Annotated in this window: 21 protein-coding genes, 1 pseudogene and 1 riboswitch; of the genes and pseudogenes, 8 read left to right on the top strand and 14 right to left on the bottom strand. The window is 68.2% G+C overall.

Annotated features, from left to right (window positions below):
• Positions 1 to 165 precede the first annotated feature (165 nt).
• The 4 genes and pseudogenes from GGD89_RS13305 (at position 166) to GGD89_RS13285 (ending at position 5,331) form a co-directional block, all read left to right on the top strand.
• On the top strand, positions 166 to 1,050 hold the full coding sequence (locus GGD89_RS13305) for a DUF4198 domain-containing protein (RefSeq protein WP_184046042.1): 885 nt from the start codon (positions 166 to 168) through the stop codon (positions 1,048 to 1,050).
• Between the two features lie 163 nt (positions 1,051 to 1,213).
• Positions 1,214 to 1,939: a DUF2083 domain-containing protein gene (locus tag GGD89_RS13300; protein ID WP_184046040.1), complete on the top strand. Its 726-nt coding sequence runs from the start codon at positions 1,214 to 1,216 to the stop codon at positions 1,937 to 1,939.
• 50 nt (positions 1,940 to 1,989) lie between these two features.
• A riboswitch (cobalamin riboswitch) is annotated at positions 1,990 to 2,230 on the top strand.
• A gap of 118 nt (positions 2,231 to 2,348) precedes the next feature.
• Positions 2,349 to 4,655 (top strand): annotated as a pseudogene (locus tag GGD89_RS13295) (ribonucleoside triphosphate reductase).
• On the top strand, positions 4,648 to 5,331 hold the full coding sequence (locus GGD89_RS13285) for an anaerobic ribonucleoside-triphosphate reductase activating protein (RefSeq protein WP_184046034.1): 684 nt from the start codon (positions 4,648 to 4,650) through the stop codon (positions 5,329 to 5,331). Before GGD89_RS13295 ends, GGD89_RS13285 begins: the two are co-directional and overlap by 8 nt.
• 149 nt (positions 5,332 to 5,480) lie before the next feature.
• Here GGD89_RS13285 and GGD89_RS13280 read toward each other — a convergent pair whose 3' ends face one another.
• The 6 genes from GGD89_RS13280 to bioB are packed head-to-tail and all read right to left on the bottom strand — an operon-like array spanning position 5,481 to position 10,977.
• Positions 5,481 to 6,239, bottom strand: coding sequence for a methyltransferase domain-containing protein (locus tag GGD89_RS13280; protein WP_246423103.1), 759 nt, complete (start codon positions 6,237 to 6,239; stop codon positions 5,481 to 5,483).
• The gene (locus GGD89_RS13275) at positions 6,236 to 6,841 is read right to left on the bottom strand and encodes a pimeloyl-ACP methyl esterase BioG family protein (protein WP_184046030.1); all 606 of its coding nucleotides are present in this window, start codon (positions 6,839 to 6,841) and stop codon (positions 6,236 to 6,238) included. The genes GGD89_RS13280 and GGD89_RS13275 overlap by 4 nt, the downstream gene beginning before the upstream one ends.
• Positions 6,842 to 6,852: 11 nt before the next feature.
• The gene (bioA, locus tag GGD89_RS13270; RefSeq protein WP_184046028.1) at positions 6,853 to 8,139 is read right to left on the bottom strand and encodes an adenosylmethionine--8-amino-7-oxononanoate transaminase; all 1,287 of its coding nucleotides are present in this window, start codon (positions 8,137 to 8,139) and stop codon (positions 6,853 to 6,855) included.
• Positions 8,136 to 8,756 carry a dethiobiotin synthase gene (gene bioD, locus GGD89_RS13265; protein ID WP_184046026.1) on the bottom strand — a complete coding sequence of 207 codons (621 nt, stop codon included), beginning with the start codon at positions 8,754 to 8,756 and terminating at the stop codon, positions 8,136 to 8,138. The genes bioA and bioD overlap by 4 nt, the downstream gene beginning before the upstream one ends.
• A complete protein-coding gene (locus GGD89_RS13260; protein ID WP_184046024.1) occupies positions 8,753 to 9,886 on the bottom strand; it encodes an 8-amino-7-oxononanoate synthase in 1,134 nt (377 codons plus the stop codon). The genes bioD and GGD89_RS13260 overlap by 4 nt, the downstream gene beginning before the upstream one ends.
• Positions 9,883 to 10,977 (bottom strand): biotin synthase BioB, encoded by a 1,095-nt coding sequence (gene bioB, locus GGD89_RS13255; RefSeq protein WP_246423102.1) that lies wholly within the window; start codon positions 10,975 to 10,977, stop codon positions 9,883 to 9,885. The genes GGD89_RS13260 and bioB overlap by 4 nt, the downstream gene beginning before the upstream one ends.
• Before the next feature lie 389 nt (positions 10,978 to 11,366).
• Here bioB and GGD89_RS13250 point away from each other — a divergent pair, with 389 nt between their 5' ends.
• Both GGD89_RS13250 and GGD89_RS13245 read left to right on the top strand, forming a co-directional pair.
• Positions 11,367 to 11,852 carry a YchJ family protein gene (locus GGD89_RS13250; protein WP_184046066.1) on the top strand — a complete coding sequence of 162 codons (486 nt, stop codon included), beginning with the start codon at positions 11,367 to 11,369 and terminating at the stop codon, positions 11,850 to 11,852.
• A 35-nt stretch (positions 11,853 to 11,887) separates the two neighbouring features.
• Positions 11,888 to 12,646, top strand: coding sequence for a YkgJ family cysteine cluster protein (locus tag GGD89_RS13245; RefSeq protein ID WP_184046022.1), 759 nt, complete (start codon positions 11,888 to 11,890; stop codon positions 12,644 to 12,646).
• 84 nt (positions 12,647 to 12,730) lie between these two features.
• On the opposite strand, the gene GGD89_RS13240 is transcribed toward GGD89_RS13245, so the two are convergent.
• A complete protein-coding gene (locus tag GGD89_RS13240) occupies positions 12,731 to 13,762 on the bottom strand; it encodes a flagellar motor protein MotB (protein WP_184046020.1) in 1,032 nt (343 codons plus the stop codon).
• 151 nt (positions 13,763 to 13,913) lie between these two features.
• Positions 13,914 to 14,771, bottom strand: a complete 858-nt coding sequence (gene motA, locus GGD89_RS13235; protein ID WP_184046018.1) for a flagellar motor stator protein MotA — start codon at positions 14,769 to 14,771, stop codon at positions 13,914 to 13,916.
• A 320-nt stretch (positions 14,772 to 15,091) separates the two neighbouring features.
• Here motA and GGD89_RS13230 point away from each other — a divergent pair, with 320 nt between their 5' ends.
• Positions 15,092 to 15,586 carry a flavin reductase family protein gene (locus GGD89_RS13230; RefSeq protein ID WP_184046016.1) on the top strand — a complete coding sequence of 165 codons (495 nt, stop codon included), beginning with the start codon at positions 15,092 to 15,094 and terminating at the stop codon, positions 15,584 to 15,586.
• Between the two features lie 39 nt (positions 15,587 to 15,625).
• On the opposite strand, the gene paaK is transcribed toward GGD89_RS13230, so the two are convergent.
• The 6 genes from paaK to GGD89_RS13200 all read right to left on the bottom strand — a co-directional run bounded on the left by paaK (position 15,626) and on the right by GGD89_RS13200 (position 22,243).
• Complete coding sequence (paaK, locus tag GGD89_RS13225; protein ID WP_184046014.1) at positions 15,626 to 16,939, bottom strand: phenylacetate--CoA ligase PaaK; 1,314 nt, start codon at positions 16,937 to 16,939, stop codon at positions 15,626 to 15,628.
• Positions 16,940 to 17,035: 96 nt separating this feature from the next.
• Complete coding sequence (gene pcaF / locus GGD89_RS13220; protein WP_184046012.1) at positions 17,036 to 18,241, bottom strand: 3-oxoadipyl-CoA thiolase; 1,206 nt, start codon at positions 18,239 to 18,241, stop codon at positions 17,036 to 17,038.
• Entirely contained in the window at positions 18,238 to 18,687 is a 450-nt protein-coding gene (gene paaI, locus GGD89_RS13215) for a hydroxyphenylacetyl-CoA thioesterase PaaI (RefSeq protein WP_184046011.1), read from the bottom strand. Before paaI ends, pcaF begins: the two co-directional genes overlap by 4 nt.
• Positions 18,680 to 20,233, bottom strand: a complete 1,554-nt coding sequence (locus tag GGD89_RS13210) for a 3-hydroxyacyl-CoA dehydrogenase (protein ID WP_184046009.1) — start codon at positions 20,231 to 20,233, stop codon at positions 18,680 to 18,682. Before GGD89_RS13210 ends, paaI begins: the two co-directional genes overlap by 8 nt.
• Before the next feature lie 217 nt (positions 20,234 to 20,450).
• On the bottom strand, positions 20,451 to 21,245 hold the full coding sequence (gene paaG, locus GGD89_RS13205; protein WP_184046007.1) for a 2-(1,2-epoxy-1,2-dihydrophenyl)acetyl-CoA isomerase PaaG: 795 nt from the start codon (positions 21,243 to 21,245) through the stop codon (positions 20,451 to 20,453).
• Positions 21,246 to 21,454: 209 nt separating this feature from the next.
• On the bottom strand, positions 21,455 to 22,243 hold the full coding sequence (locus GGD89_RS13200) for a Phenylacetic acid catabolic protein (protein ID WP_184046005.1): 789 nt from the start codon (positions 22,241 to 22,243) through the stop codon (positions 21,455 to 21,457).
• Between the two features lie 210 nt (positions 22,244 to 22,453).
• Between GGD89_RS13200 and GGD89_RS13195 the strand changes: the two genes are divergently transcribed.
• Complete coding sequence (locus GGD89_RS13195; RefSeq protein WP_343058602.1) at positions 22,454 to 22,912, top strand: flavodoxin domain-containing protein; 459 nt, start codon at positions 22,454 to 22,456, stop codon at positions 22,910 to 22,912.
• Positions 22,913 to 23,001: the final 89 nt, after the last annotated feature.

Genomic DNA, 23,001 nt, shown 5'->3' with positions numbered 1-23,001 from the left:
CCTGTATCCCTCACGTGTGATGAGGAAGTTACGCGAATGAGCCGCAATATCAAAAAATGACGGGGACCCCCTGACAACCATCCGTTCACCGTTCACGGCTCACCCGAAACCGCGCGCGGCATGTCCGCCGGTCGCGCTTCCCTCTGCTTGAAAGGACGTCGCGTCATGAGATCAACCCTGGCCCTGCTTGCCGCGCTGCTGCCCGCGCTGCCCGTGTCGGCGCAGGCGCACTCCCTGTGGATCAATGCCGACGAGTCCCACGCCCACCAGCCGCCCCACGCCATGGTGTCGCTCGGCTGGGGGCACAGCCTGCCGGTCGACGACATCCTGAACAGCCCCAACGGACGCGTCGTCATCGATCGCTTCTCGCTGACCAATCCCAGCGGCGCCCGGACCGCGTTGATGACGCCCGACGCGGCGCTCGCGGAGCCCACGACGACCACCGCCGACGTGGCCCTGTTCGCGGCCGATCTCGCCAGCCAGAAGATCGCCTTCACGGCCGACAGCGCCGAGGGCGTGTATCAGCTTGACGCCATATCGCAGGCCAACTTCTACACCCAGTACATCGATACCGAGGGCCGCACGCGGCTCGCCCTCAAGCCGCGCGATGAGATCGAGGGCATCGACACGGTGCTGATGTCCGTCAAGTACCAGGCCTTCGCCAAGTCCGTCGTGACGCTGGGGGACTGGTCGGAGCCCGCGCCCCTGGGCCACGACCTGGAGATCATTCCGCGCACGGACCTCAGCGCGCTTCATGTGGGCGATCTGGTCGAGGTTGACGTGCTGTTCCATGGCGAGCCGTTGACCGCGACGGCGCGCAGCATCGAGTACATCACGGCGAAGGGCGTCGGCTTCGGGCAAAGCGACGGATTCGCCCTGTTCTCCTACATCAAGGACGGCCGGGCGCAGTTTCGGGTGCAAAGCCGGGGGCAGTGGATCATCGCCGTGTCCCACAAGGACGATGTGACCCCGGACGGGCCGCTGAAGGATCTGGTCGGCAAGACGGATCACGTCTACCACGGCGCCTCGCTGACCTTCACGGTGAAGTAGGGAAGGGGTGACCCTGCTCCAAACCGGTGTCCACCTTATCGGGGCACGGTCACGATTATGGCAATCCTGCGGGACGTGTTCGCCGAGCCGGGCCTAGTGCGCTGATCCAGACAAAAGATGCAGTCCGCATTCTTTTGTCTGGATCGAAAGTGCACGAGAAACAATGTCTTGTGCAGCGACGTTTGCATTCAAGGGGGACTCCCTTGAATGCGTCGCTGCACTAGGCGGGAGCATCGCGAAAAGCGATGTCCGCGACCTGATCGCCAACAGGCCTGAGGTCGGCCGGGCGATTCTGACCCTGCATCGGCGCTGCCGCGAGGCGCAGGAGCGCACCGATGCCCTTGCCGCCCGCCTGGGGACCGGCGGCGGCGTCACGTCCACGCCCATGCCCATGCCCATGCCGTTCGAGGAGGTGCGCGACTACTTCTACCGCAATCACAATTACATCGAGGCCCTGGACCGGGCCGGCAACATCTCCAAGCGGCAGTCGGCGACTGACTTCCACTTCTCCCGCATCGGCGGAAGCTGCCCGCTGTGGAACGTCCATGCCGCCTTTGCCCAGCCGGGCGAAACCCTGATCCAGGTGGCGCGCATGCCCGACGGGCGCACCTATCTGTGGGTGGCGCGCACCGTGGCGCGGGGGCATGGGGGCCATGGCACCCCGCGCAAGGTGTTCGCCGTGGCCCTCGGCTGCGACCTGAGGCACGCCGACCGGCTGGTGTGTTCGGACGGGCTGGATCTGACCAACCCGGCGGCCGCGACCCCCATCGGCACCGGCTGCAAGGTCTGCGAACGGCCGGACTGCCCCCAACGTGCGTTCCCCCCGCTGGACAAGCCCGTGCGCGTGGACGAGACCAGCCGGCGGTTCGCGTCCTATTCCGTCGGGTGAAGCGGGGTACGGAGATCGTATTGTCGCTTGACACGTGGGGACATTCGGGCACCATATATGGCGTTTACGGTCATCGCCTTTGCAACATGTGGAGCGAAAGCGATACGAAGAGGGAATCCGGAACGTCGCCTCCCCAGACGTGGGCCACAGGCGGCCAAGCCGGGGCTGCCCCCGCAACTGTGAGCGGAGAGCGGCCGTCCATGGGTGTCACTGACGCGCGCCTGCGTCGGGAAGGCCGGACGGTCGCCGTGACCCGCGAGCCAGGAGACCTGCCGTGAACATCGTTTCTCCCTCGGGCGGGGTGCCCCGGCGGAGCATCGTCGAGTCCTCGCGACCGCTCGTCGGGCCCGCGTGGCGGTGATGCGTCTGCGGCCCCTGCTCCGTCCCGTTCCCGGAGTGGAAGGCCGGCATGGACTCACCCCCGACGACCCACACCCAGCCGCTCGATCCGCAGTCCACGCCGGGTTTCGCCCATCGGCGCCCGCCGGTGGCCCCGCCGCAGGCGGTGGTCAAGCGCGACGGCCTGGTGGCCCCGTTCGACCGCGACCGCATCCGCTCCGCCATCGAACGCGCCGGCAAGGCCACCGGCGAGTTCGAGGGCAGCGAAGCCGACCTGCTGGCCATCCAGGCCACCAAGGTGCTGGCGCATCGCTTTCACGACCGGACGCCGCATATCGAGCAAATCCAGGACGTGGTCGAACAGGCGCTGATCTCGGCCAATCACACCGCCACGGCCCGCGCCTTCATCGTCTACCGAGAACAGCGCGCCCGCCTGCGCCGCGACCGCGAGACTGTGGTCGACGTCGAGCGCTCCATCAACGAATACCTCAACCGCGCCGACTGGCGGGTGAACGCTAACGCCAACCAGGGCTATTCCCTGGGCGGGCTGATCCTGAACGTCTCGGGCAAAGTGGTGGCCAACTACTGGCTGTCACACGTCTATCCGGCCGAGGTCGGCCGCGCCCACCGCGACGGCGACCTGCATATCCACGACCTGGACATGCTGTCGGGCTATTGCGCCGGCTGGTCACTGCGCACCCTGCTGACCGAGGGCCTGAATGGCGTGCCGGGCAAGGTGGAGGCCGGGCCGCCCAAGCACCTGTCCAGCGCCGTCGGCCAGATCGTCAACTTCCTGGGCACGCTCCAGAACGAATGGGCCGGCGCGCAGGCGTTCAGTTCCTTCGACACCTGCCTCGCGCCATTCGTCCGCAACGACCGGCTGAGTTACGCCGAGGTACGCCAGGGTGTCCAGGAACTGGTCTACAACCTCAACGTCCCGTCCCGCTGGGGCACGCAGACGCCGTTCACAAACCTGACCTTCGACTGGACCTGCCCGGAGGATCTGCGCGACGAGGTTCCCGTCATCGACGGCACGGAAATGCCCTTCACCTACGGGGACCTCCAGGCCGAGATGGACATGATCAACCGCGCCTACATCGACGTGATGACGGCGGGGGACGCCAAGGGGCGCGTGTTCACCTTCCCCATCCCCACCTACAACATCACCCCGGATTTTCCCTGGGACAGCGAGAACACCGAGCGGCTGTTCGAGATGACCGCGAAGTACGGGCTGCCCTACTTTCAGAACTTCCTGAAATCCGATTTGAAGCCGAACATGGTCCGCTCCATGTGCTGCCGGCTGCAACTGGACCTGACCGAGTTGCTGAAGCGCGGCAATGGCTTGTTCGGGAGCGCCGAGCAGACCGGCTCCCTGGGCGTGGTCACCCTCAACTGCGCGCGGCTGGGGTACCGGCACAAGGGCGACGAGGCCGGCCTTCTGGCCGCTCTGGACCAGTTGCTGGACATCGGCCGCACCAGCCTGGAGATCAAGCGCAAGGTCATCCAGCAACACATGGACGCCGGCCTGTTCCCCTACACACGCCGCTACCTGGGGACGCTGCGCAATCACTTCTCCACGCTGGGGGTCAACGGCTTCAACGAGATGATCCGCAACCTCACCGACGACGCGGAGGACATCACGACCCCCTGGGGCCATGCCTTCGCGGCGCGCGTGCTGGATCACATCCGGGCGCGGATCGTCGGCTACCAGGAGGAAACGGGCCACCTTTACAATCTGGAGGCCACGCCTGCCGAGGGCACGACCTATAGATTCGCCCGCGAGGACAAGCGGCGCTGCCCCGGCATCCTCCAGGCCGGAACGCCGGACCAGCCCTACTACACCAACTCCAGCCAGCTTCCCGTGGGCTTCACCGACGATCCGTTCGAGGCCCTGGAACGGCAGGAAGAGCTTCAACGCAAGTACACCGGCGGCACCGTGCTGCACCTGTACATGGGCGAGCGCGTCTCCTCGACGGCCGCCTGCAAGGCGCTGGTCAAGCGGGCGCTGGGGTCGTTCGCGCTGCCCTACATCACCGTCACGCCCACGTTCTCCATCTGCCCCAAGCACGGCTACATCGCCGGCGAACACACCTTCTGCCCCAAGTGCGACGCCGACCTGCTGGCCCGCAAGCGCCGGGGCGCCCTGACCCCGTCCGATTCCTGACCAAGAGGAACCAACGCCATGACTCACCTGACCGCCGCCGAACTCCTGGGCACGCCGGCCGCCCTGGACCTGAAGGACGAGGAGCGCCAGCCCTGTGAGGTCTGGACCCGCGTCATGGGCTATCACCGGCCCGTGTCGTCGTTCAATCGCGGCAAGCAGGGCGAATTCGCCGACCGCGTCGCCTTCTGCGAGCCCGCCCGGTCCGGTGGATGATCCACGCGTTGGGGGCCTTGCCCGGTTCTCGACCGTGGACTGGCCCGACCGGCTGACGGCCACCGTGTTCCTGCGCGGCTGCCCCTGGCGCTGCCCCTACTGCCACAACCCGGACCTGCTGACGGCGGACAGGACAGGCGCGGACATCCCCTGGCCGGACGTTCTCGCCTTTCTGGACCGGCGGCGCGACCTGTTGGACGGGGTCGTCTTTTCCGGCGGTGAACCAACCGCGCAACGGGCTCTGGCCGACGCCGTCCGGGCCGTGCGCGCCCTGGGGTTTGCCGTGGGCCTGCACACCGCCGGTCCCTGGCCGGATCGGCTGGCGGCGGTGCTGCCGGGGCTCGACTGGGTCGGCTTCGATATGAAGGCTCCGTTCGAGGACTACGACCGAATCACGGGCGTGCCCGGCAGCGGCGGCAGGGCTCGCGAGAGCCTGTGCCGGCTCATCGACAGCGGTGTGCCGTTCGAGGTGCGCCTCACCGTCCATCCGGCGATTCTGGATGACCAGGCCGTGGACCGCGTGGCCGCCACCCTGGCGGACCAGGGCGTGCCCGACCTGGTCGTGCAGCACGCCCGACCCACGGCCACGCTGCCCGCCGATCCCGATGGACGCCCGTTCCCGGCCCTCTCGGTCACACGGGCCGCCGCCGTTCCGCTGGTGACCACGCGAGCGTGACCGGCGACGAACCCGGTGCCTCGGGGGGCGTGCCCGCGCGACACCCCGCAAGGATGGCGCGGCGTGACGTCGCGCGACACCGGGGCCCAACCCATAGCCGGGCCCGCCGCCGGCCCCCAGGCGGGCGCGGCGGTGCCCCCGTCGCCGGCTCAACCGTGCTTTCGGGCGATGATCCAGACGGGGTGATAGGTCAGCGGCACCCCCGCACCGGTTCCGAAAGACCGGGCGTACTCTGCCGTGAACCGCGCCAGGGTGGATTTGGTCCAGGTCTTTCGCGCTTGGCCGTTCACACCGGTTTTCCGCAGATGGTCCAGGACCTGACGCGGGGTCGGAAAGTACCGTTGCCGCACCCGCTCGCCGGTCTGGACAACCTCCAACGGCCCATCGACGGCGGCGGCCAGATGCTCGGGGCGACACAAGCCCGGCGCGCGGGCGGATGACCCGAGCCGCGCCAGTTCGCGGTATTGCTCCGGTCCGTACCCTGAGATCGCCAACCACCCACCCGGGGCGAGCGCCGCCGCCGCCTTTTTCAGCAGCTGTGCAGGGTCTTGCAGCCACTGGATCATCGAGGCCGACGCCACCAGGCCAAGCATCGCCGGCCATTCGATCTGTTGTGCATCCCCCAACAGGAAGGCGGCCCCCGCCGCCTGGGCGGTCAAGCGGGCCTCGGGCGCCAGATCGTTGAGATACAATGTCCCGAATCCGAAGTCCCGGCACAACAGGTGCGTCAGGTGACCGGTGCCGCAGCCCAGTTCAAACGCGGAGGCGAAGCGTCGCGGTGCGCCGCCGCGGCGCAACTCCTGGACAAGCCGGCCGGCAATCCAGGCCTGTGGGCCGGCCGCATCGTGATAGGACGGAAAGCTCCGGCTGAAACTGCGTTGTACCCTGTCGGTGAGCGCAGCGGTCATGTGATCCACTCCGCCCAGCTCTGCCCGGATCGAAACGGAACATGCCCCCCCGGGACGCGCGTGACGGCATCCTGTTGCCGGTGCCAGGCGGCCTCTTGCGCACGGGTGGGAACAATCCGGTCGCGGTCCGGGATCCAGATCCGGTCGAAGCTTCGGTTCGGAGCGGGGCCACGCCGGATCACGGCGAACAACTCCGCTCGTGCCGCGTCGATGTCGATGGCTGGCGCCTCGCCCTCCAGGCCGGCCCGGCGGCAGAATTTCGCAAACCTGTCCCTGCACAGATGATCGGCGGTGGCGCGAATGATCTCGGGCGCGATGCCGTGTTCGGCGTCGGCGGGGGACAGCGTGCCGCTCACCGCGATCAGGCGGGCCGGCCGAACCCCCGTCAGCGCCAGCCAATGTGCGGCCGATGCCACACCGAAGGAAAAGGCAAGCAGATCGACCCGATCATAGGCCGCCAACTCCGGCAGCGGGTCGTCCAGCCTTGTGTAGTCATCCACCAGCAGGACATCGTCAGCCCCTGCGAGCATCCTGAACGGTCCGGCGCCAAGTGCCCAGCCTCCGAACACCAGGATCAGGTCCGAACGACCCGAGCGGGTCAACCACCGGCGTCTCATCCGGCGCCTCCCGCCAAGGCCACCATGGCCGCGGTCACGCGGCTCAGCTCATCGGGGGAAATGATGTACGGCGGCATGCAATAGATGTTTCGAGCAAACGGGCGCAACCAGACGCCGGTTTCCGGTGCCCGCCGATGGGCAACGGCGGGGTCGACCCGGCCTTCCATTTCGATCACCCCGATCGCGCCCAGCACGCGGACGTCGGCAACGCCGGGCAGCCTGCGCGCCGGACCCAGTTCCTGTGCAAGCTGGCGGGCGATGCGCTCGACCTCGGCCCGCCAATTGCGCGTGGCCAGCTGATCCAGACTGGCCACGCCCGCGACGCAGGCCAGCGGATTGGCCATATAGGTCGGCCCGTGCATGAGCACACCCGCGTCGCTCTCGCCGATGCCCCGCGCGACGGGTTCGGTCGCGACCGTCGCCGCCAGCGTGATATGCCCGCCGGTCAAGGCCTTGCCCAGGCACAGGATGTCGGGCACCACGCCGGCATGGTCCATCGCGAACAGTTCGGCGGTCCGCCCGAAGCCGGTGGCGATCTCGTCAAAGATCAGCAGCACGTCGTGCGCGTCACACAGCGCGCGCGCGCCGCGCAGCCAGGCCGGATGGTAGAAGTACATCCCCCCCGCGCCCTGCACCACGGGTTCGAGAATGAGGGCCGCGATCCGGTCCCCCCGGGTTTCAAGAAGCTGTTCCAGGGCGCCAAGCCCGTTCCTGGCCGCGTCGTCGGACCAGTCCCCGCCGAATGTGATGCAGGGACGCGGCAGGAAGTGCTGGATCGATAGGGCTCCACGAAACAGCCCGTGCATGCCATTGACAGGGTCGCAGACACTCATGGCCTTCCATGTGTCGCCATGATAGCCGCCACGGATCGTCGCGAATTCCGTCCGGTCGCCGTGCCCCATCGCGATCTGGTACTGGACGGCCATTTTCAGCGCGACCTCGATGGCGACGGAGCCGCTGTCGCTGAAGAAGATCCGGTCCAGACCGACCGGCAGCACGTCGATCAGCCTGCGACCCAGATTGACGGCGGCGTCGTGGGTCAGGCCGCCGAACATCACATGGGGCATTCGCGCCAGCTGGTCCTGCATCGCCCCGACGATGGCCGGGTGACGATGCCCGTGAACCGCGCACCACCAGGACGACATGGCGTCGATCATCCGGACACCGTCATCCCGGATCAGCCAGACGCCATCCGTCTCCCTGATCAGATGCATCGGGCCGGGATCCAGCACGTTGGTGTAGGGATGCCACAGGTGGCGGGCATCAAACGCCAGCGGGGTCACAGGACGCTCCGGATGGTATCGACATCGATGGCCTCGAAGGCTTCGGACAGGGCGTGTTCCGTCAAGACCCCGATTCGCGGCAGCCGCCCCAGGTGCCGCACATGGCCCATCTCGGTTATGGTCCGCTCCACGTCCGGTACCGGATCGCCGACGAACGCCACGCCCGCCACTGTGCAACCGGCACCACCGAGCGCCCTGAGCGATAGCAGCGTGTGATTGATCGTGCCCAGCGCCGTACGGGCAACCAGAATGATAGGGGCCTGCCACTGGACAAAAAGGTCGAGAAAGACGGACCGGCGGTTCAGCGGCACCATGACGCCGCCGGCGCCCTCGACGATGAGCGGGCCCCCGACCCGTGGCAGCGCCAGGCGGGCCAGATCGATCTCGATCCCCATGTCCTCGGCGGCAAGATGCGGCGACGCGGGCCTGTCGAGGCGGTAGGCTTCCGGCAACACCTCGGCACCGGACAGGTCCCGCACCGTTTCGCTGTCGGTGGCCTCCGTCAGGCCGGACTGCACAGGTTTCCAGTAGCGGGCGCCAAGCGCTGTCGTCAGACCGGCGGCAAAGACGGTCTTGCCGACGCCGGTGTCAGTCCCGGTGACGATCAGCGCGCTCATCCTGCCTCTTTCTGCTGGTGGGCAAGGGCCCGGAACAGGGCGGTGATGTCGGCCTCGCCGACATTCCCGGTGATCGATATCCGCAGTCGCGACGTGTCACGCGGGACGGTCGGCGGGCGAATTCCCCGAACGTCGAAGCCCTTCGCCTGAAGGTCGGCGGCCCATGTCATCGTCCGTGCGTCATCGCCCAGAAAGACCGGAATGATCTGACTGTGCAGCGTTACATGATCGATGGCATGCCGCCGCGCCTCCGCATGGGCATGGCGCATGCGCGCGCCGGCGGCGTCCACCAGGCTCCCGTCGGTCTGCAGCACGCCAAGTGCCGCCCTCACCAAGGCGGCGTCGAATGGGGAGGGGGCCGTCGCGAAGATAAAGGGCCGCGCGCGATTGATCAGGGCCTCGATCATCACCTTTGGTCCACAGATCAGCCCGCCAGAAACTCCCAATCCCTTGCCGCAGGTATGCAGCGTCACCAGCTCGGCATCCAGTCCGTGGGCGCGGCCTCGGCCCTCGGGGCCGAAAACCCCGGTGGCATGGGCTTCATCCACGACCAGTACGGCGCCAAGCGCGCGGGCGAGCGCGGCCAGGTCCTCCAGCGGCGCCAGGTCCCCTTCCATGGAGTAGACGCTTTCCACCGCGATCCAGATTTGACCTGAGCCGCCCGCCGCCCGCCAGTCGGCCGCGACACGCCGGCCGTCGGCCACATCATTGTGGCCGAACGAGCGTGTCTCGGCACGGCCGGTTCGCATGCCTTCATGCGCGCTGGCATGCACCAGCGCATCGTACAACACCAGATCCCCGGCGGCTGGCAGGGATGAAAAGATCGCCTGGTTTGCCTGGAACCCCCCACCCATGAACAGGGCGGCCTCGGCACCAAAAAACGCCGCCGCCTCCTGTTCGAGCGCTTCGTGTTCGGGATGGTTGCCCCGCAGCAGGCGCGACCCGCCGGACCCCAAGGCCACACCGCGATCCAGCGCCTCCCGCGCCGCCTGGCCCAATATCCGCGACTGGGCCAGCCCGAGGTAGTCATTGGACGCGAAATCCAACCCGCGCCGAGGGGCCAGCACGCGACGGCGGTGCCGGCTGTCCAGCACCTTGAGCATGGAGCCCAGCCGTTCGACTGCGCTCATGCCGTGGCTTCCGCGCAGGTCCGCTCCTCCGGGCATTCGGCCTGAATGCCGAGCTTGGCGAGCAGGACCGCGTCGCTGTCCTCTTCGGGGTTTTCCGCCGTGAGAAGGGTATCGCCAACGAAGATTGAGTTTGCCCCCGCCAGAAAGCACATGGCCTGCATTTCGTCGCTCATCTCGCTCCGCCCGGCGGACAAGCGAACATAGGAGCGTGGCATCAGGATGCGGGCGGTGGCGATCACCCGCACGAACGCGATGGGGTCGATCGGCTCGGCGTCCGCCAGCGGCGTGTTCGCCTGTGGCATCAGCATGTTGATCGGAACCGAGTCGGGTGGTGGCGCCATGTTGGCCAGCGTCACCAGCATATCGATCCGGTCTCCGGTCTCCTCGCCCATGCCGAGGATTCCGCCCGAACAGACCTTGATCCCGGCCTCCTGCACGCGGCTGATCGTTTCGATCCGGTCGGCGAAGGTGCGGGTTGTAATGACATCGGAATAGTATCGTTCGGACGTATCGATGTTGTGGTTGTAGTAGTCGAGTCCGGCGTTGCTCAATTGCTTGACCTGACTGTCATCCAGCATGCCGAGCGTCATGCAGGTTTCCATGCCAAGCGCCCGTACGCCTTCGACCATGGCCACCAGCGTATCCATGTCCCGGGCCTTCGGTTCGCGCCATGCCGCCCCCATACAGAAGCGGGTCGCGCCGCCGTCCCGGGCCTTGCGCGCCTCGGCAACGACGCGCTCCACCTCGATCAGCTTCGAGGCGGGCAGGTTTGCTCCGTTGCGGGCCGACTGCGAACAGTAGGCACAGTCTTCAGCGCAACCTCCGGTCTTGATGGACAACAACCTGGAGATCTGAACCGTGTTCGGATCAAAGGTCTCTCGATGCACCGTCTGTGCGCGATAAAGCAGATCCATCAGTGGAAGATCATGCACGGCGAGTGCGGTGTCTCGGGTCCAGTGGGAAATTGAGTGTTTCATGTTATCGGTGTTTTCCTGAACGGGATCGGCTCCGGGGCGTGGTGTCGAAGCGCCGATGGCCTTGCGATCCCCGGCCGGGTTCCGGCCGGGGATGAGGCGACCGCGCCGGGCCAAGCGGGCCTCGACTCCTTAGAAAGCGAGGCCGTGGTCTCGACGCTCCTGTCGCGGGACCGCTGGACGGCCCACTCGCCATTCTGCTCCAGGAGGAGGGCGCCGACCAGCCGGATGACGGCTTCGCTGTTGGGGACGACGCCGATGACGTCGGCGCGGCGCGTGTCAGCCCCACCCCTCCAGAACTAGCTTTCCGATCATGCGCCCGCTCTCGACCTTGCCACGGGCTTCGCGGAGAGTGCGTGCGTTAGCCGATCGAGTAACCTGGAAGTCCCTCGTTTTCAAGGCCTTGGCGCGGTGGTTTCAGAACACACTCGCAACCGGAAAGGCGCGTTGCTAGAGTTCCATCCGCAGTCTGGCGGGGGACGCTGGTGCAGGGAAAGAGGATGACCATGGAACGCTGTCCGTGTGGTTCGGGACAAGACCTGGAGGCCTGTTGCGGGCCTTTGCTGGCGGGCACGCCGGCACCAACGGCGGAGGCGCTGATGCGGTCACGGTACGTGGCCTACACCCGCGGTGATATCGATCATCTGGTCCGGACCATGTCCGTCGAAGCCCGGGTCGATTTCGATCCCATCGAGGCGCGGAGCATTGCGACCGATGCCCGATGGGACGGCCTGGAGGTTCATGCCGTGGCGGGTGGCGGCCCTGATGATGATGCGGGCGAGGTCGAGTATGTCGCCCGCTTTCGGTACAAGGGACAGAACCGCTTTCACCATGAGCGGGCCCGCTTCGAGCGTGACGCGCAGGGCGCCTGGCAGGTGGCCGGCGGGGAGGCAAACCCGAGGTCCGCGCCGCGCCGGGTGGTGAAGGTGGGCCGTAACGATCCGTGCCCCTGCGGCTCCGGGAAAAAATACAAGAAGTGTTGCGGAGCCTGAGTCCTTCCGTGGATCGTCGAACGGCGGGAGTCGCCATGGATCGCCACTTCCAATGCACCCTATGCGGGCGTTGTTGTTACGGCATGCTGCCGCTGACGGTCGAAGAAGCCCTGGAACGCGCCGGGCGGGTGCCGCTGGCGTTGGTCTGGATGCCGGTGCCGAAAGGGGCGCGCACGTTCGAGACCGTGCGCCGGCTCGGCCTGGAGGTCAGTCTCGGGCGTCACCGGACCGTGGCCGTCCTTGTGTCTCCCATGGCCTACCTGCCGCCAGCGATGCCCTGCCCGGACCTGACCGCCGACAACCGCTGCGCTGTCCATGAGGTCAAGCCGGTGCGGTGTCGCGCCATGCCGTTCGACCCGCGTCGGCGCGAGGACGATCAATCCGATTCCCTGACGCCGCGCCCCGACTGGATCTGCGATGTGTCGGCGGCCGCGCCGCTGGTCTACGAAGACGGACACATCCTCAACCGCATGGCCTTCGATGCCGAGAAGGCCGCGCTTCAGGCACAGGCGCCGCTGCTGCGGGCGTATGCCGAGAGCCGGTTGCGCCTGTCCCCAAACGTTCTGCAGGACCTGAAGCGCGTCGATCCGCGCCGGGGGGTCACCGGCACGCTGGCCCTCAGTTTCACCACCCTGCTGCCGCGCCTTCCGGACGTTGATCCGACCGCGTTCGCGGACGCGCAAGCGCCGGTGCTGGAAGCCAACCTTGCCCGGACCCGTTCGACGGGTCCCGAGGGGCCCTTCCACCGATATTATCGCGAAGTTCTGGAGACAGTGCGCGCCGACCGGCGCTGACGGGGGCCGGTCCAGACACGCCGAGAGGGTGGGGGTGACCCAGCTCCAGGACGGTGGAACCTCCGTCACGCTTTCCGCAGCCCGCTACAGGTTCTCGGCCGGTGTCAGGTCGATGATGCTGGGCAGGGTGGGGATGCGTTCATCCTGCGCCTGCTCGAACAGCTCCGCGTCGCGCAGCAGGACGATGTCGATTCGCCGGTTGCGGGGGTCGGCCGGGTCCTCGGGGACCAGGGGATCGGTGTCGGCCTTGCCCATGATGCCGTCGATGCGCGCCGGATCGATGCCCGAGGCCAGCAGCACGCGCCGGCTGGCCAGGGCGCGGTCGGCCGACAGCTCCCAATTGCTGTAGCCGGTGGGGTCGAGGAAGGCGGCGTTATCGGTATGGCCGGTGACGATGACGTCGTTGGGCAGATCCTTGATGGCCTCGGCCACCAGACGCAGCATCACGCGGGTGTGCTCATACATGGCCGACGATCCGCCGGGGAACATGGCCAGCCGGTCCTGATCGGTCAACTGGATGCGCAGCCCGTCCGGCGTCTCCTGGATCATCAGACTGTCCTGGAGCTTCTCCAGATCGGGGACCGCCTGGATGGCCTGGCGCAGGGCCTGGGCGGCGTCGTCGAAGCTGGCCTGCTGCGCGTCCTCGGCCGCCTGTTCGGCGGCGGTATTGCCCGCCTCGCCCTCGCTCGCGGGTCCCTGGCCGTCGCCCATGTTCTCGCCCTCGCCGCTGGGGAAGTCGGGCTGGGTCTCGTCCAGGGTCAGGCCCTCGGCCGGGTCGGTGAAGTCCTGCCCGCCCAGGCCGACGGTGGGCGGCGGCAACGTGGGCTGGCTGCTGCTGAGGGAGGTTTGCGCCTGGTTGGCGCCCTCGCCGACGACCTGCCCGCCCAGCATGCCGCCCGCGCCACTGGAACTGGAGGAGACGGCGGTGGGAGCGAAGTAGTTGGAAATCCCCTCCAGTTGTTCTTCGGTCACCGAATTCAACAGCCATAGCAACAGGAAGAACGCCATCATGGCCGTCACGAAGTCGGCGTAAGCCACCTTCCACGCCCCGCCATGGGCCGCGTGCCCGCCTTTCTTGACGCGCTTGATGATGATGGAGTTCTTTTCGTCGGCCATGCCGTCCTCTTCTGCTCCGGCCCGCCTGCCCGTGTCCCGGTCCGGTCGCGGGTTAAAGCCCCGCTGCCGAACCGTCTCCGCGACAGCATACCAGGCGACCCTGAACGCGTGGTGAAGGGACGCCGACGGACCTCTTTCGAAGAAGGCTTCTCTACTCTGACAGGTTCGTCACGGCATCTTCAACCTCGGCAAAGCTGGGCCGAACAGACGGCGGCAGGATTTTGCGGGCGAACTCGATCGACACTTGCGGCGCGTATCCCTGCATGTGGGCCAGCAGGGCGGCCTTGATGCAGTTCAGGTATTCGGTGTCGGAGTCATAGGCCGTGCCGATGGCGCGTCCGAACGGCGCGAAGAAGCCATAGGACAGCAACACGCCCGAGAACGTGCCCACCAGGGCGGCGCCGATCAGGTGGCCCAGGACCTCCGGCGGCTCGGTGATCGAGCCCATGGTGTGAATCACGCCCAGCACGGCGGCGACGATGCCCAGGGCGGGCATGGCGTCGGCCATGGTGATCACGGCCTCGGCGACGGCATGGTGTTCCTTGTGATGGGCTTCAATCTCGGCATCGATGATGGTTTCGACTTCATGGGCATTGTTGGTGCCAAGCGTCAAAAGCCTGAGATAGTCGCAAAGGAACTCTAGATTGTGATGATTGGAAGAGAACCCTGAGAATTTCTGAAAAATCGAGCTTTCATCGGGCTTTTCCACATGGCTTTCCAGCGCCAGGTCGCCCTTGGTCTTGGCCAGTTTGAACAGGGAGTACAGAAGGCTCAACAGCTCCATGTAGCTGTCCTTCTTGTACTTCGGACCTTTCATCATGGGGCCGATGGCCTTGATGGTCCCCATCAGCACCGTTTTCGGGCTGCCGATGACCATCGACCCGAAGGCCGCGCCGAAGATGATCACGAACTCGAATGGCTGCCAAAGGACGTCCAGGTGTCCGCCCGCAAGCGCGTAGCCGCCCAACACGCTGACAGTAACCACAATGGTGCCAATGATGACGAGCATCGGTGTCCTTTAACCGCTGATTGGTTTGCCGACGATCGGCATCCGGACAGTGGTGGCCGGTCCCGGGATGGGGGCGGGTCGTGCCACGGCCATTCTCCGACCATTCGGCGACCGCCCCCAAAGCCGGGATACCCGAACATCCCAATTCCGCCAAAGGAAATCAAACATTGGCGGTCTCGTCACGATGCGGTAAAGACCACGCCAACAGCCCGGCGCAACCGTGAGCATCCCGGGCCGTGACCCCGCCGTCGTCCGGGTGCTGTTCCTGTGTCCCGTGACCGAGGTCCCGTGAACGAGGCCCCTTGAACAAGGTCCCGTGCATGACCGTTGATCCCCAGTCCTTCCGTAACACTTTGAGCCGTTTTGCTTCCGGGGTCACTGTCGTGACCGCCCGGGATGCCACGGGGACGCCCGTTGGCCTGACGGTCAGCGCGTTCGCGTCGCTGTCCCTGGACCCGCCGCTCATTCTGATTTGCCTGAACCGGGACGTCCACGACCTCGCCGTCTTCCACGCCGGCCCATTCGCGGTCAATATCCTGTCCGAGGGCCAGCAGGCCCTGTCGCGACGATTCGCCGGCCCGCGCGAGGCGCGATTCCTGGAGCTGGAGGTGGAGGCGGCCCGCAATGGTTGCCCGATCCTGCCCGAGTCCCTGGCGGTCATCGAGTGCCGCATGGAGTCGGTGGTGGCCGGCGGAGACCATGACATCATCATCGGGGCCGTCACCTCTCTGCGATGCCACCCGGAGGGACGGCCGCTGATCTACTACGCCGGCGGCTACAATCGGCTCGCGGACGCGCCGCCCACCGCCCGGTAAGCGGGCGGCGACGCGCCCGCGCCCCGCCAGCATCCCCTCCTACTCGACGTCGCGCAAGTCCACGACGCGCTTGGCCTTGCCTTGCGAGCGCTCCAGGGTCCCCTCGCCGACGACCTCGACGGTGCTGGAGATCCCGATGTAGGACTTGATCTGGTGCTGGAGGTCCCTGGCGGCGCCGGCGCGCGCGCTCTGGTCATGGAGGCCGGGGCGGAGCTCCGCCTTCACCGTCAGGTGGACCAGGTGCCGGTCGCGGCGCAGTTCAAGCTGATAGTGCGGCGACAGCCGGTCGTCCCGGAGCAACAGTTCCTCGATCTGGCTTGGGAAGACGTTGACGCCCCGGATGATGAGCATGTCGTCCGAGCGTCCGGTGATCTTCTGCATGCGCCGCATGGACCGGGCCGTGCCGGGCATCAGGCGCGTCAGGTCCCGGGTGCGGTAGCGGACGACGGGCATGGCCTCCTTGGTCAGGCTGGTCAGCACCAGTTCGCCCAGGTGTCCGTCGGGCAGCACCGCGCCGGTCTCCGGGTCGATGATCTCCGGATAGAAGTGATCCTCCCAGATATGCAGGCCGTCCTTGGTCTCGATGCACTCCTGCGCCACGCCGGGGCCGATGATCTCCGACAGGCCGTAGATGTCGATGGCATCGATGCCCAGGCGCTGTTCCAGTTGCGCGCGCATCTCGTCGGTCCAGGGCTCGGCCCCGAACAGGCCGATGGACAGCGAGCAGTCGCGCGGGTCCATGCCGTGGCGTTCCATGGCATCGGCGATCACCAGCATGTAGGACGGGGTGACCATGATGATGTCGGGCGCGAAATCCTTGATGAGCTGTACCTGTTTCTCGGTCTGGCCGCCCGACACGGGGATGACGGTGGCCCCCAGCTTCTCGGCGCCGTAGTGGGCGCCCAGGCCCCCGGTGAACAGGCCGTAGCCGTAGGACACGTGAATCCGGCTGTGGTGGCGGCCGCCGCCGGCGCGGATGGACCGCGCCATCACCGTCGCCCACAGGTCGATGTCGGCGCGGGTGTAGCCGACCACGGTCGGCTTGCCGGTGGTGCCGGAGGAGGCGTGGATGCGCACCACCTCGCTCAGGGGCACCGCGAAGCTGCCGAAGGGGTAGGTCTCGCGCAAATGCTGCTTGGTGGTGAAGGGGAAGCGGGGCAGGTCGTCCAGCGTCCGGAAATCATCGGGGTGCACGCCTTGCGCCTCGCAGCGGGCCCGGAAGTGCGGCACGTTCTCGTAGGTGTGCCGTAGGCTCCAGGCCATGCGCCGCGTCTGCACGGCGCTGATCTGGTCGCGGGTGGCGATCTCGATGGGATCCAGTTCGTGTTCCAGCGGACGCTTGGTCAGGTCCATGCTTCCCTCCCCCTGGGCGCCCGTGCGGGCGGTCTGTTGCTTGCCTGAAGTCATTGGGTTGAGTCTGCGGAAAAAAACAAGAATGGGACGGGCAGTCTAGACCCGCGCGATCACCAAGGCGATGCCTTGTCCGACGCCGACGCACATGGTGCAGAGCGCGTATCGGCCCCGGCGGCGATGAAGTTCCTGGAGGGCGGTGGTGACCAGACGGGCGCCGGACATGCCCAGCGGGTGGCCCAGCGCGATGGCGCCGCCGTTGGGATTGACCCACGCGGCGTCGTCGGGCAGGCCCAGGTCGCGCAGCACCGCCAAGGCCTGGCTGGCGAACGCCTCGTTCAGTTCGATGACGTCCATGTCCGCCAGCCGCAGGCCGGCCCTGTCCAGCACCTTGCGGGTCGCCGGGGCGGGCCCGATGCCCATGATGCGCGGCGGCACGCCGGCGGTGGCCATGGCCACCACGCGTGCCCGGGGCGTCAGGCCGTGGCGGGCGGCGGCGGCCTCCGAGGCCAGCAGCAGGGCGGCGGCGCCGTCGTTGACGCCCGAGGCATTGCCAGCGGTCACCGTGCCGTCCGGCCTGACGATGCCGCGCAGCCGGGCGAGATCCTCGATGGTGGCGTCGGGGCGCGGGTGTTCGTCGGCCGTGACCGGAATCGGCTCGCCCTTGTGTCGCGGCACCGCGACCGGCGTGATCTCCTCGGCCAGGCGCCCGGCGGCCATGGCGGCGGCGGCGCGCTGCTGGCTGCGCACCGCGAAGGCGTCCTGATCGGTGCGGGCGATGGCGAAGTCCTCGGCCACGGCTTCCGCCGTCTCGGGCATGGAGTCGACACCGTGCGCGGCCCGCATCAGCGGGTTGACGAAACGCCAGCCGATGGTGGTGTCGTGGACCGTGGCGGCGCGGGAGAACGCGGCGTCCGCCTTGGGCATCACGAAGGGCGCGCGGCTCATGCTCTCCACGCCGCCGGCGATCATCAGGTCCGCCTCGCCGGCCTTGATGGCCCGCGCCGCCATGCCCACCGCGTCCATGCCCGAGCCGCACAGCCGGTTCACCGTGCCGCCCGGCACCCCGACCGGCAGGCCGGCCAGCAGCGCCACCATGCGGGCGACGTTGCGGTTGTCCTCGCCGGCCTGGTTGGCGCAGCCGTAGATCACGTCGTCCACCGCCGCCCAGTCCGTATCCGGGTTGCGGGCCATCAGGGCCATCAAGGGCACGGCGCCCAGGTCGTCGGCGCGCACGCCGGCCAGCGCGCCGCCATAACGGCCGATGGGGGTGCGGATGGCGTCGCACAGGAAGGCATGGCTCATATCGGAGGGTCCTCCCCTTCGGTGACCCGGCCGGACAAGGTGCGCGAATTGCCCCGGAACACGGCCAGGATCTCGCCGTTCTGATTGGTGACGGTGACGTCGGTGACGCCCGCGCGGCCCTTCTTGATCACCTCGACGGCCTCGGCCACCAGCCGGTCGCCCCGCTTGCCCGGCGCCAGGAACGAGATCGAGCAGGCGCTGGCCACCGTCACCACGTCGTGGCTGTTGCAGCAATAGGCGAAGGCGGTGTCGGCCAGGGTGAAGCAGATGCCGCCGTGCAGGATGTCGTGCCCGTTCACCATGAAGGGTCGCACCTCCATGACCGCGCGGGCGTAGCCGGGACGGACCGCCTCGATGGCGATCCCCAGATGCCGGGCGGTGTGATCGCGCGAGGCCAGGGCACGGGCGCTGGCCTCGGCCAGGGCCTGGCGGGCGGCGTCATCCATGGAAGCGGGTTCCTCCCAGGACCTTGCGGCGCAGCAGGGGCGAGGCGCGGTAGCGGTCCTCCCCATAGGTCGCGGCCAGACGGTCCAGGCCCCCCAGGACACGCGCCAGCCCGAGCGCGTCCGCCCAGCGCAACGGGCCAAGCGGGTAGTTCACGCCGGTCCGCAAGGCCGTGTCCACATCGGCGGGGTCGGCGACGCCCTGGTTGACGGCGTCGGCGGCCTCGTTGGCCAGCATGCAGACGGTGCGGAACACGATCAGGCCGGGCACGTCGTCCAGCACCGACACCGCCTTGCCCAGCGCCTGAAAGAAGCCGACCGCCGCGCGCAGCGCCTCGGCGCTGGCCTGGTCCGCCGGGGCCAGGGCGACGCGCGGCGCGCTGGCGTAGTCCAGCGCCAGGTCGAAGGCGATCAACTCTGCCTCGTCCTCGGCGCGGGCGGTGGCGGTGGCCAGCCCACCGTCGGTCAGGCACAGCACGACACCCCCGTCCAGGCGGACGCAGCCGTCGCCGGGGCCGGTCACGGCGTGGGGCGCGCGCGTCATGGCCAGGCCGGCGGCCTCGGCCAGATCGGCCAGCGCGGCGGCCGGTCCCAGGTCGCCCTCGACGGCCACGGCGCCGGGCGCGGGCATGGACTCGGCGGTCTCGGGGTGCGGCGCGGCGGCGTCCGGTCCGTACCCGTAGAAGCCGCGCCCGCTCTTGCGGCCCAGCCAGCCGGCCTCCACCAACTCGCGTTGGATCAGCGACGGCCTGAAGCGCGGGTCGTGGTCGTAAGCGGCGAAGACGCTGCTGGTGACCGCGTGGTTCACGTCATGGCCGATCAGGTCCATCAGCTCGAACGGCCCCATGCGGAAGCCGCCGGACTCGCGCATCACGGCGTCCAGGGTGGCCGGCGCGGCGCCGCCCTCCTGAAGGACGCGAAGGGCCTCGGCGTAGAACGGCCGGGCCACCCGGTTGACGATGAAGCCCGGGGTGCTGCGGGCGTGCACCGGGCTTTTGCCCCAGGCGGCGGTGGTTTCCAGCATGGCGTCGGCGACGCCGGGCGCCGTGGCCAGGCCGCTGACCACCTCGACCAGGGTCATCAGCGGCGCCGGATTGAAGAAGTGCAGGCCCACCAGGCGCTCCGGACGGCGGAGGACGCCGCCGATGGCGGTGATGGAGAGGGAACTGGTGTTGGTGGCCAGCACCGCGTCATCGCCGACAATCGCTTCCAGGCGGGCGAAGATGGTGCGCTTGACGTCCATGTCCTCGATGATCGCCTCGATCACCAGCGGGCAGTCGGCCAGGGCGTCGAGATCCGCCACCAAGTGAAGGCGCGCCATCACGGCGTCCAGGTCCGCCTGGGCCATCTTGCCGCGCGTCACCCGCTTGCCCAGCACGGCGGCGATGCCGTCGCGGCCGGCGCGGGCGACCTCCGGCGTGCGGTCGTACCAGATCACCCGGTGCCCGGCCTGGGCGGCCACCTGGGCGATGCCCACGCCCATGGTGCCGGCGCCGACAAGGCCGACCGGGGCGGCGGCGGGAAGGGCCCGGCTCGGGGAAAGGCTCATGGCGGGGCGCATCTCCTGGAGCGCGAGGAACGGGAGGGGGCGGAAGGGACGCGCCTAGTGTGGTGGATTTGAAGTTCCTATGACCTGGTCGGGAAGCGCTGGACGGACCTTCAAATCCATAAACCACACTAGAATCATATAGTTAATAGTGTCCTGATTGAATCCGAAGTTCGTCCAGCGCCAGCCAAGTGATGTAACGAACTTCGGATTCAGGACACTAGCGGCCCGTGAAGGTGGGCGGACGCTTGTCCAGGAAGGCGCGCACACCCTCGCGGTAGTCGTCGGTCGCGCCGGCCACGGTCTGAAGGTCGCGTTCCAGGTCGAGTTGCGCGTCGAGATCGTTGGACCACGTGGCGGCCAGCGCCGTCTTGATCAGCGCCAGGCCCCGCGTGGGCTGGGTGGCCAGATGACGGGCCAGGGCGCCGGCCTCGTCCCTCAGCGCCGCGTCGTCCACCACCCGCCAGATCATGCCCCACTGGGCCGCCTGCTCGGCCGTGACCGCGTCACCCAGCATCATCAACGCCGTGGCTCGCGCCGGGCCGACCAGACGCGGCAGGGTCCAGGTGCCGCCCGCGTCGGGCACCAGGCCAAGCCGGCAGAACGGCTGGACGAAGCGGGCCGAACGGGCCGCCAGCACGATGTCGCAGGCCAACGCCATGTTGGCGCCGGCCCCGGCGGCGACGCCGTTGACGGCGCAGACCACGGGGACTTGAAGGGCCTTCAGCGCGCGCATCATCGGGTTGTAGCGCGTCTCCAGCGACTCGCCGATGTTGGGGGCCTCGGCGCCGGGGGCGACGGCGCGGTCACCCAGGTCCTGACCGGCGCAGAACCCGCGCCCCGCCCCGGTGAGCAGCAGGCACCGCACGGCCGTGTCGCCGGCCACCACGGCCAGGGCATCGGCAAGTTCGGCATGCATCTCGGTGGTGAAGCTGTTGAGCTTGTCGGGGCGGTTCAGGGTGAGCCTCGCCACGCCGTCGGCGCGGTCCAGCAGCAACGTCTGATAGGCGGTCATGGGGGACGGGTCCGGCGCGGTGGACAGGCAGCACAGGGCTTTTAGCAGGCGACCCCGGGCGGACGAAACGGGCAAAACGACCCAGGGGCGCGACACGCCGTCCGCCGGTCTCCGCCCCGGTCCTTCATGATACGCGCCGGCGATCCGATCGTCGAAATGCGTAGGGCGTGGGCCGAGCGTCCGGACCGGGCCGTGGTCACGCCCGGCGGTCAGGCGGGGCCGACCGGCCGGGACAGGCCCAGGGCCGACAGGCGGGGATGGATGTCGGTGATCCAGCGGTTCAGCCCTTCCGCGTTGGTGCGGCGCCGCAGTCCCAGCGCCCGGGACCGCTCGAAATGCTGAGAATCCGCGCGGCCGAAAGTATGGACCACGCGCGGAAACCAGTAGTCCACGGCCCCTTGCGCGGCCGACGGCGTGCCATGACGGCCGATCGCCTGGGCAAGCGCGGTCTCTCCCGAGCGCGCGTGCGCGGCCTCGCGCGCGACGATCGCGGCCATCACCGCGCGCAACGGCGCGTAGGAGCTGTCCACCAGATCGAGCAATTGCGTCGCCACCGCCGTGCCCATCAGCATGTTCAGGATGATGGCATCCAGCCAGCCTTCCAACGGCGCGTGAAACACGTTCAGCCGCTTGTCGCCGCCGATGCGGCGGTTTCCAAGGTCCAGGTCCCGGTCCAGGCGGGATGCCCAGCAGTGCGCCCGCACGTACAGGGTGGGGTTGACGCCGAACGGCGCCATGATGTCCAGCACCTGCTGGGCATGGTCGAACTTCTCGGCGACGATGCGCGCCGCCGTCACCCGTTCCCGCAGGCCCGGCGCGCTGTTGATGAACGGGACCAGGCCGGCGGTGCCGGCCAGTTCGCTATCCACGAAGACGGCAAGCACCCGCATCAACTCGGCCCGGTAGCCGGGCGAGACCTCGACCGGGGACTCCAGGATCTCGCCCCGGCTGACGCGGTCGATCACGGTATCGTCGGTGGGGGCATCGGTGGTCGCCATGGACGCGCCTTTCGTGCTGGCCCGCCGACGGCGGGTCCGTGCCGGTCCGCCGATGGCGGGGGAGGGGGGCATGACCCCTCGTCCATCCCGGGACATTTTCCCGTGGCAGACTGGAAAGGATACAAAAATAGACACATGGGGTGAAACTTGGTATCGGAAATTTGGCGCCGCTCCGGGACGGCCGGCGCCGGCGCCGGGGAGGACTGCGGGGTGAACATTCTGGTCATCGTCGGCACGGAATCGGGCAATGCCCAGATGGTGGGCGAGACCGTGGTCGAGGCTTTGACCTGCGCCGGCCATACGGCCGACCTGGTGGAGACGTGCGACGGCGACCTAGCGGCCCTGGACCTGGGCGCGCGCGACGCGCTGCTGGTGTGCACCGCCACCCATGGTCTGGGTGAACTGCCCGACAACCTGATCCCCTTCGCCGATGCCCTCAGGGTCGAGGCACCGGACCTGTCGGCGATGCGGTACGGGGTGATCGCGCTCGGCGACCAGACCTACAGCGAGACGTTCTGCCGCGCCGGCAAGGACATGGATGACCTGCTCGCCAGCCTGGGCGCGCGCCGGCGGGGCGACCGCCTGGAGATCGACGCCTGCACCCAGCCGCTGCCCGACGAGGACGCGGTGGCGTGGCTGGCGGAGTGGCTGCCCCTGCTGGAGACGTGACGCCCGGCGCGTCCGGCTTCCCCAGACCGGCGTCGTCCGGGGTGTCCAGCCGAGAGCGGGTGCGCCGAGCGGGGACGGGGGGCGGCGGC

Origin of the sequence: Roseospira visakhapatnamensis (assembly GCF_014197915.1) — a bacterium.
Classification (GTDB): Bacteria; Pseudomonadota; Alphaproteobacteria; order Rhodospirillales; family Rhodospirillaceae; genus Rhodospira; species Rhodospira visakhapatnamensis.
Note: the sequence above shows the minus strand (reverse complement) of the source record. Positions and strands in the feature narration are given on the sequence as shown.

Bases quoted from the DNA above. Each gene is read 5' to 3' on its own strand.
- GGD89_RS13245 (WP_184046022.1), top strand. From the start codon at position 11,888: ATGGATCGCCACTTCCAATGCACCCTATGCGGGCGTTGTTGTTACGGC.
- motA (WP_184046018.1), bottom strand. From the start codon at position 14,771: ATGCTCGTCATCATTGGCACCATTGTGGTTACTGTCAGCGTGTTGGGC.
- GGD89_RS13210 (WP_184046009.1), bottom strand. From the start codon at position 20,233: ATGAGCCTTTCCCCGAGCCGGGCCCTTCCCGCCGCCGCCCCGGTCGGC.
- GGD89_RS13240 (WP_184046020.1), bottom strand. From the start codon at position 13,762: ATGGCCGACGAAAAGAACTCCATCATCATCAAGCGCGTCAAGAAAGGC.
- bioD (WP_184046026.1), bottom strand. From the start codon at position 8,756: ATGAGCGCGCTGATCGTCACCGGGACTGACACCGGCGTCGGCAAGACC.
- GGD89_RS13200 (WP_184046005.1), bottom strand. From the start codon at position 22,243: ATGGCGACCACCGATGCCCCCACCGACGATACCGTGATCGACCGCGTC.
- pcaF (WP_184046012.1), bottom strand. From the start codon at position 18,241: ATGAGCCATGCCTTCCTGTGCGACGCCATCCGCACCCCCATCGGCCGT.
- GGD89_RS13305 (WP_184046042.1), top strand. From the start codon at position 166: ATGAGATCAACCCTGGCCCTGCTTGCCGCGCTGCTGCCCGCGCTGCCC.
- paaK (WP_184046014.1), bottom strand. From the start codon at position 16,939: ATGGACCTGACCAAGCGTCCGCTGGAACACGAACTGGATCCCATCGAG.
- GGD89_RS13280 (WP_246423103.1), bottom strand. From the start codon at position 6,239: ATGACCGCTGCGCTCACCGACAGGGTACAACGCAGTTTCAGCCGGAGC.
- paaI (WP_184046011.1), bottom strand. From the start codon at position 18,687: ATGGATGACGCCGCCCGCCAGGCCCTGGCCGAGGCCAGCGCCCGTGCC.
- GGD89_RS13230 (WP_184046016.1), top strand. From the start codon at position 15,092: ATGACCGTTGATCCCCAGTCCTTCCGTAACACTTTGAGCCGTTTTGCT.
- GGD89_RS13260 (WP_184046024.1), bottom strand. From the start codon at position 9,886: ATGAGCGCAGTCGAACGGCTGGGCTCCATGCTCAAGGTGCTGGACAGC.
- GGD89_RS13300 (WP_184046040.1), top strand. From the start codon at position 1,214: ATGTCTTGTGCAGCGACGTTTGCATTCAAGGGGGACTCCCTTGAATGC.
- paaG (WP_184046007.1), bottom strand. From the start codon at position 21,245: ATGACCGCCTATCAGACGTTGCTGCTGGACCGCGCCGACGGCGTGGCG.
- GGD89_RS13250 (WP_184046066.1), top strand. From the start codon at position 11,367: ATGGAACGCTGTCCGTGTGGTTCGGGACAAGACCTGGAGGCCTGTTGC.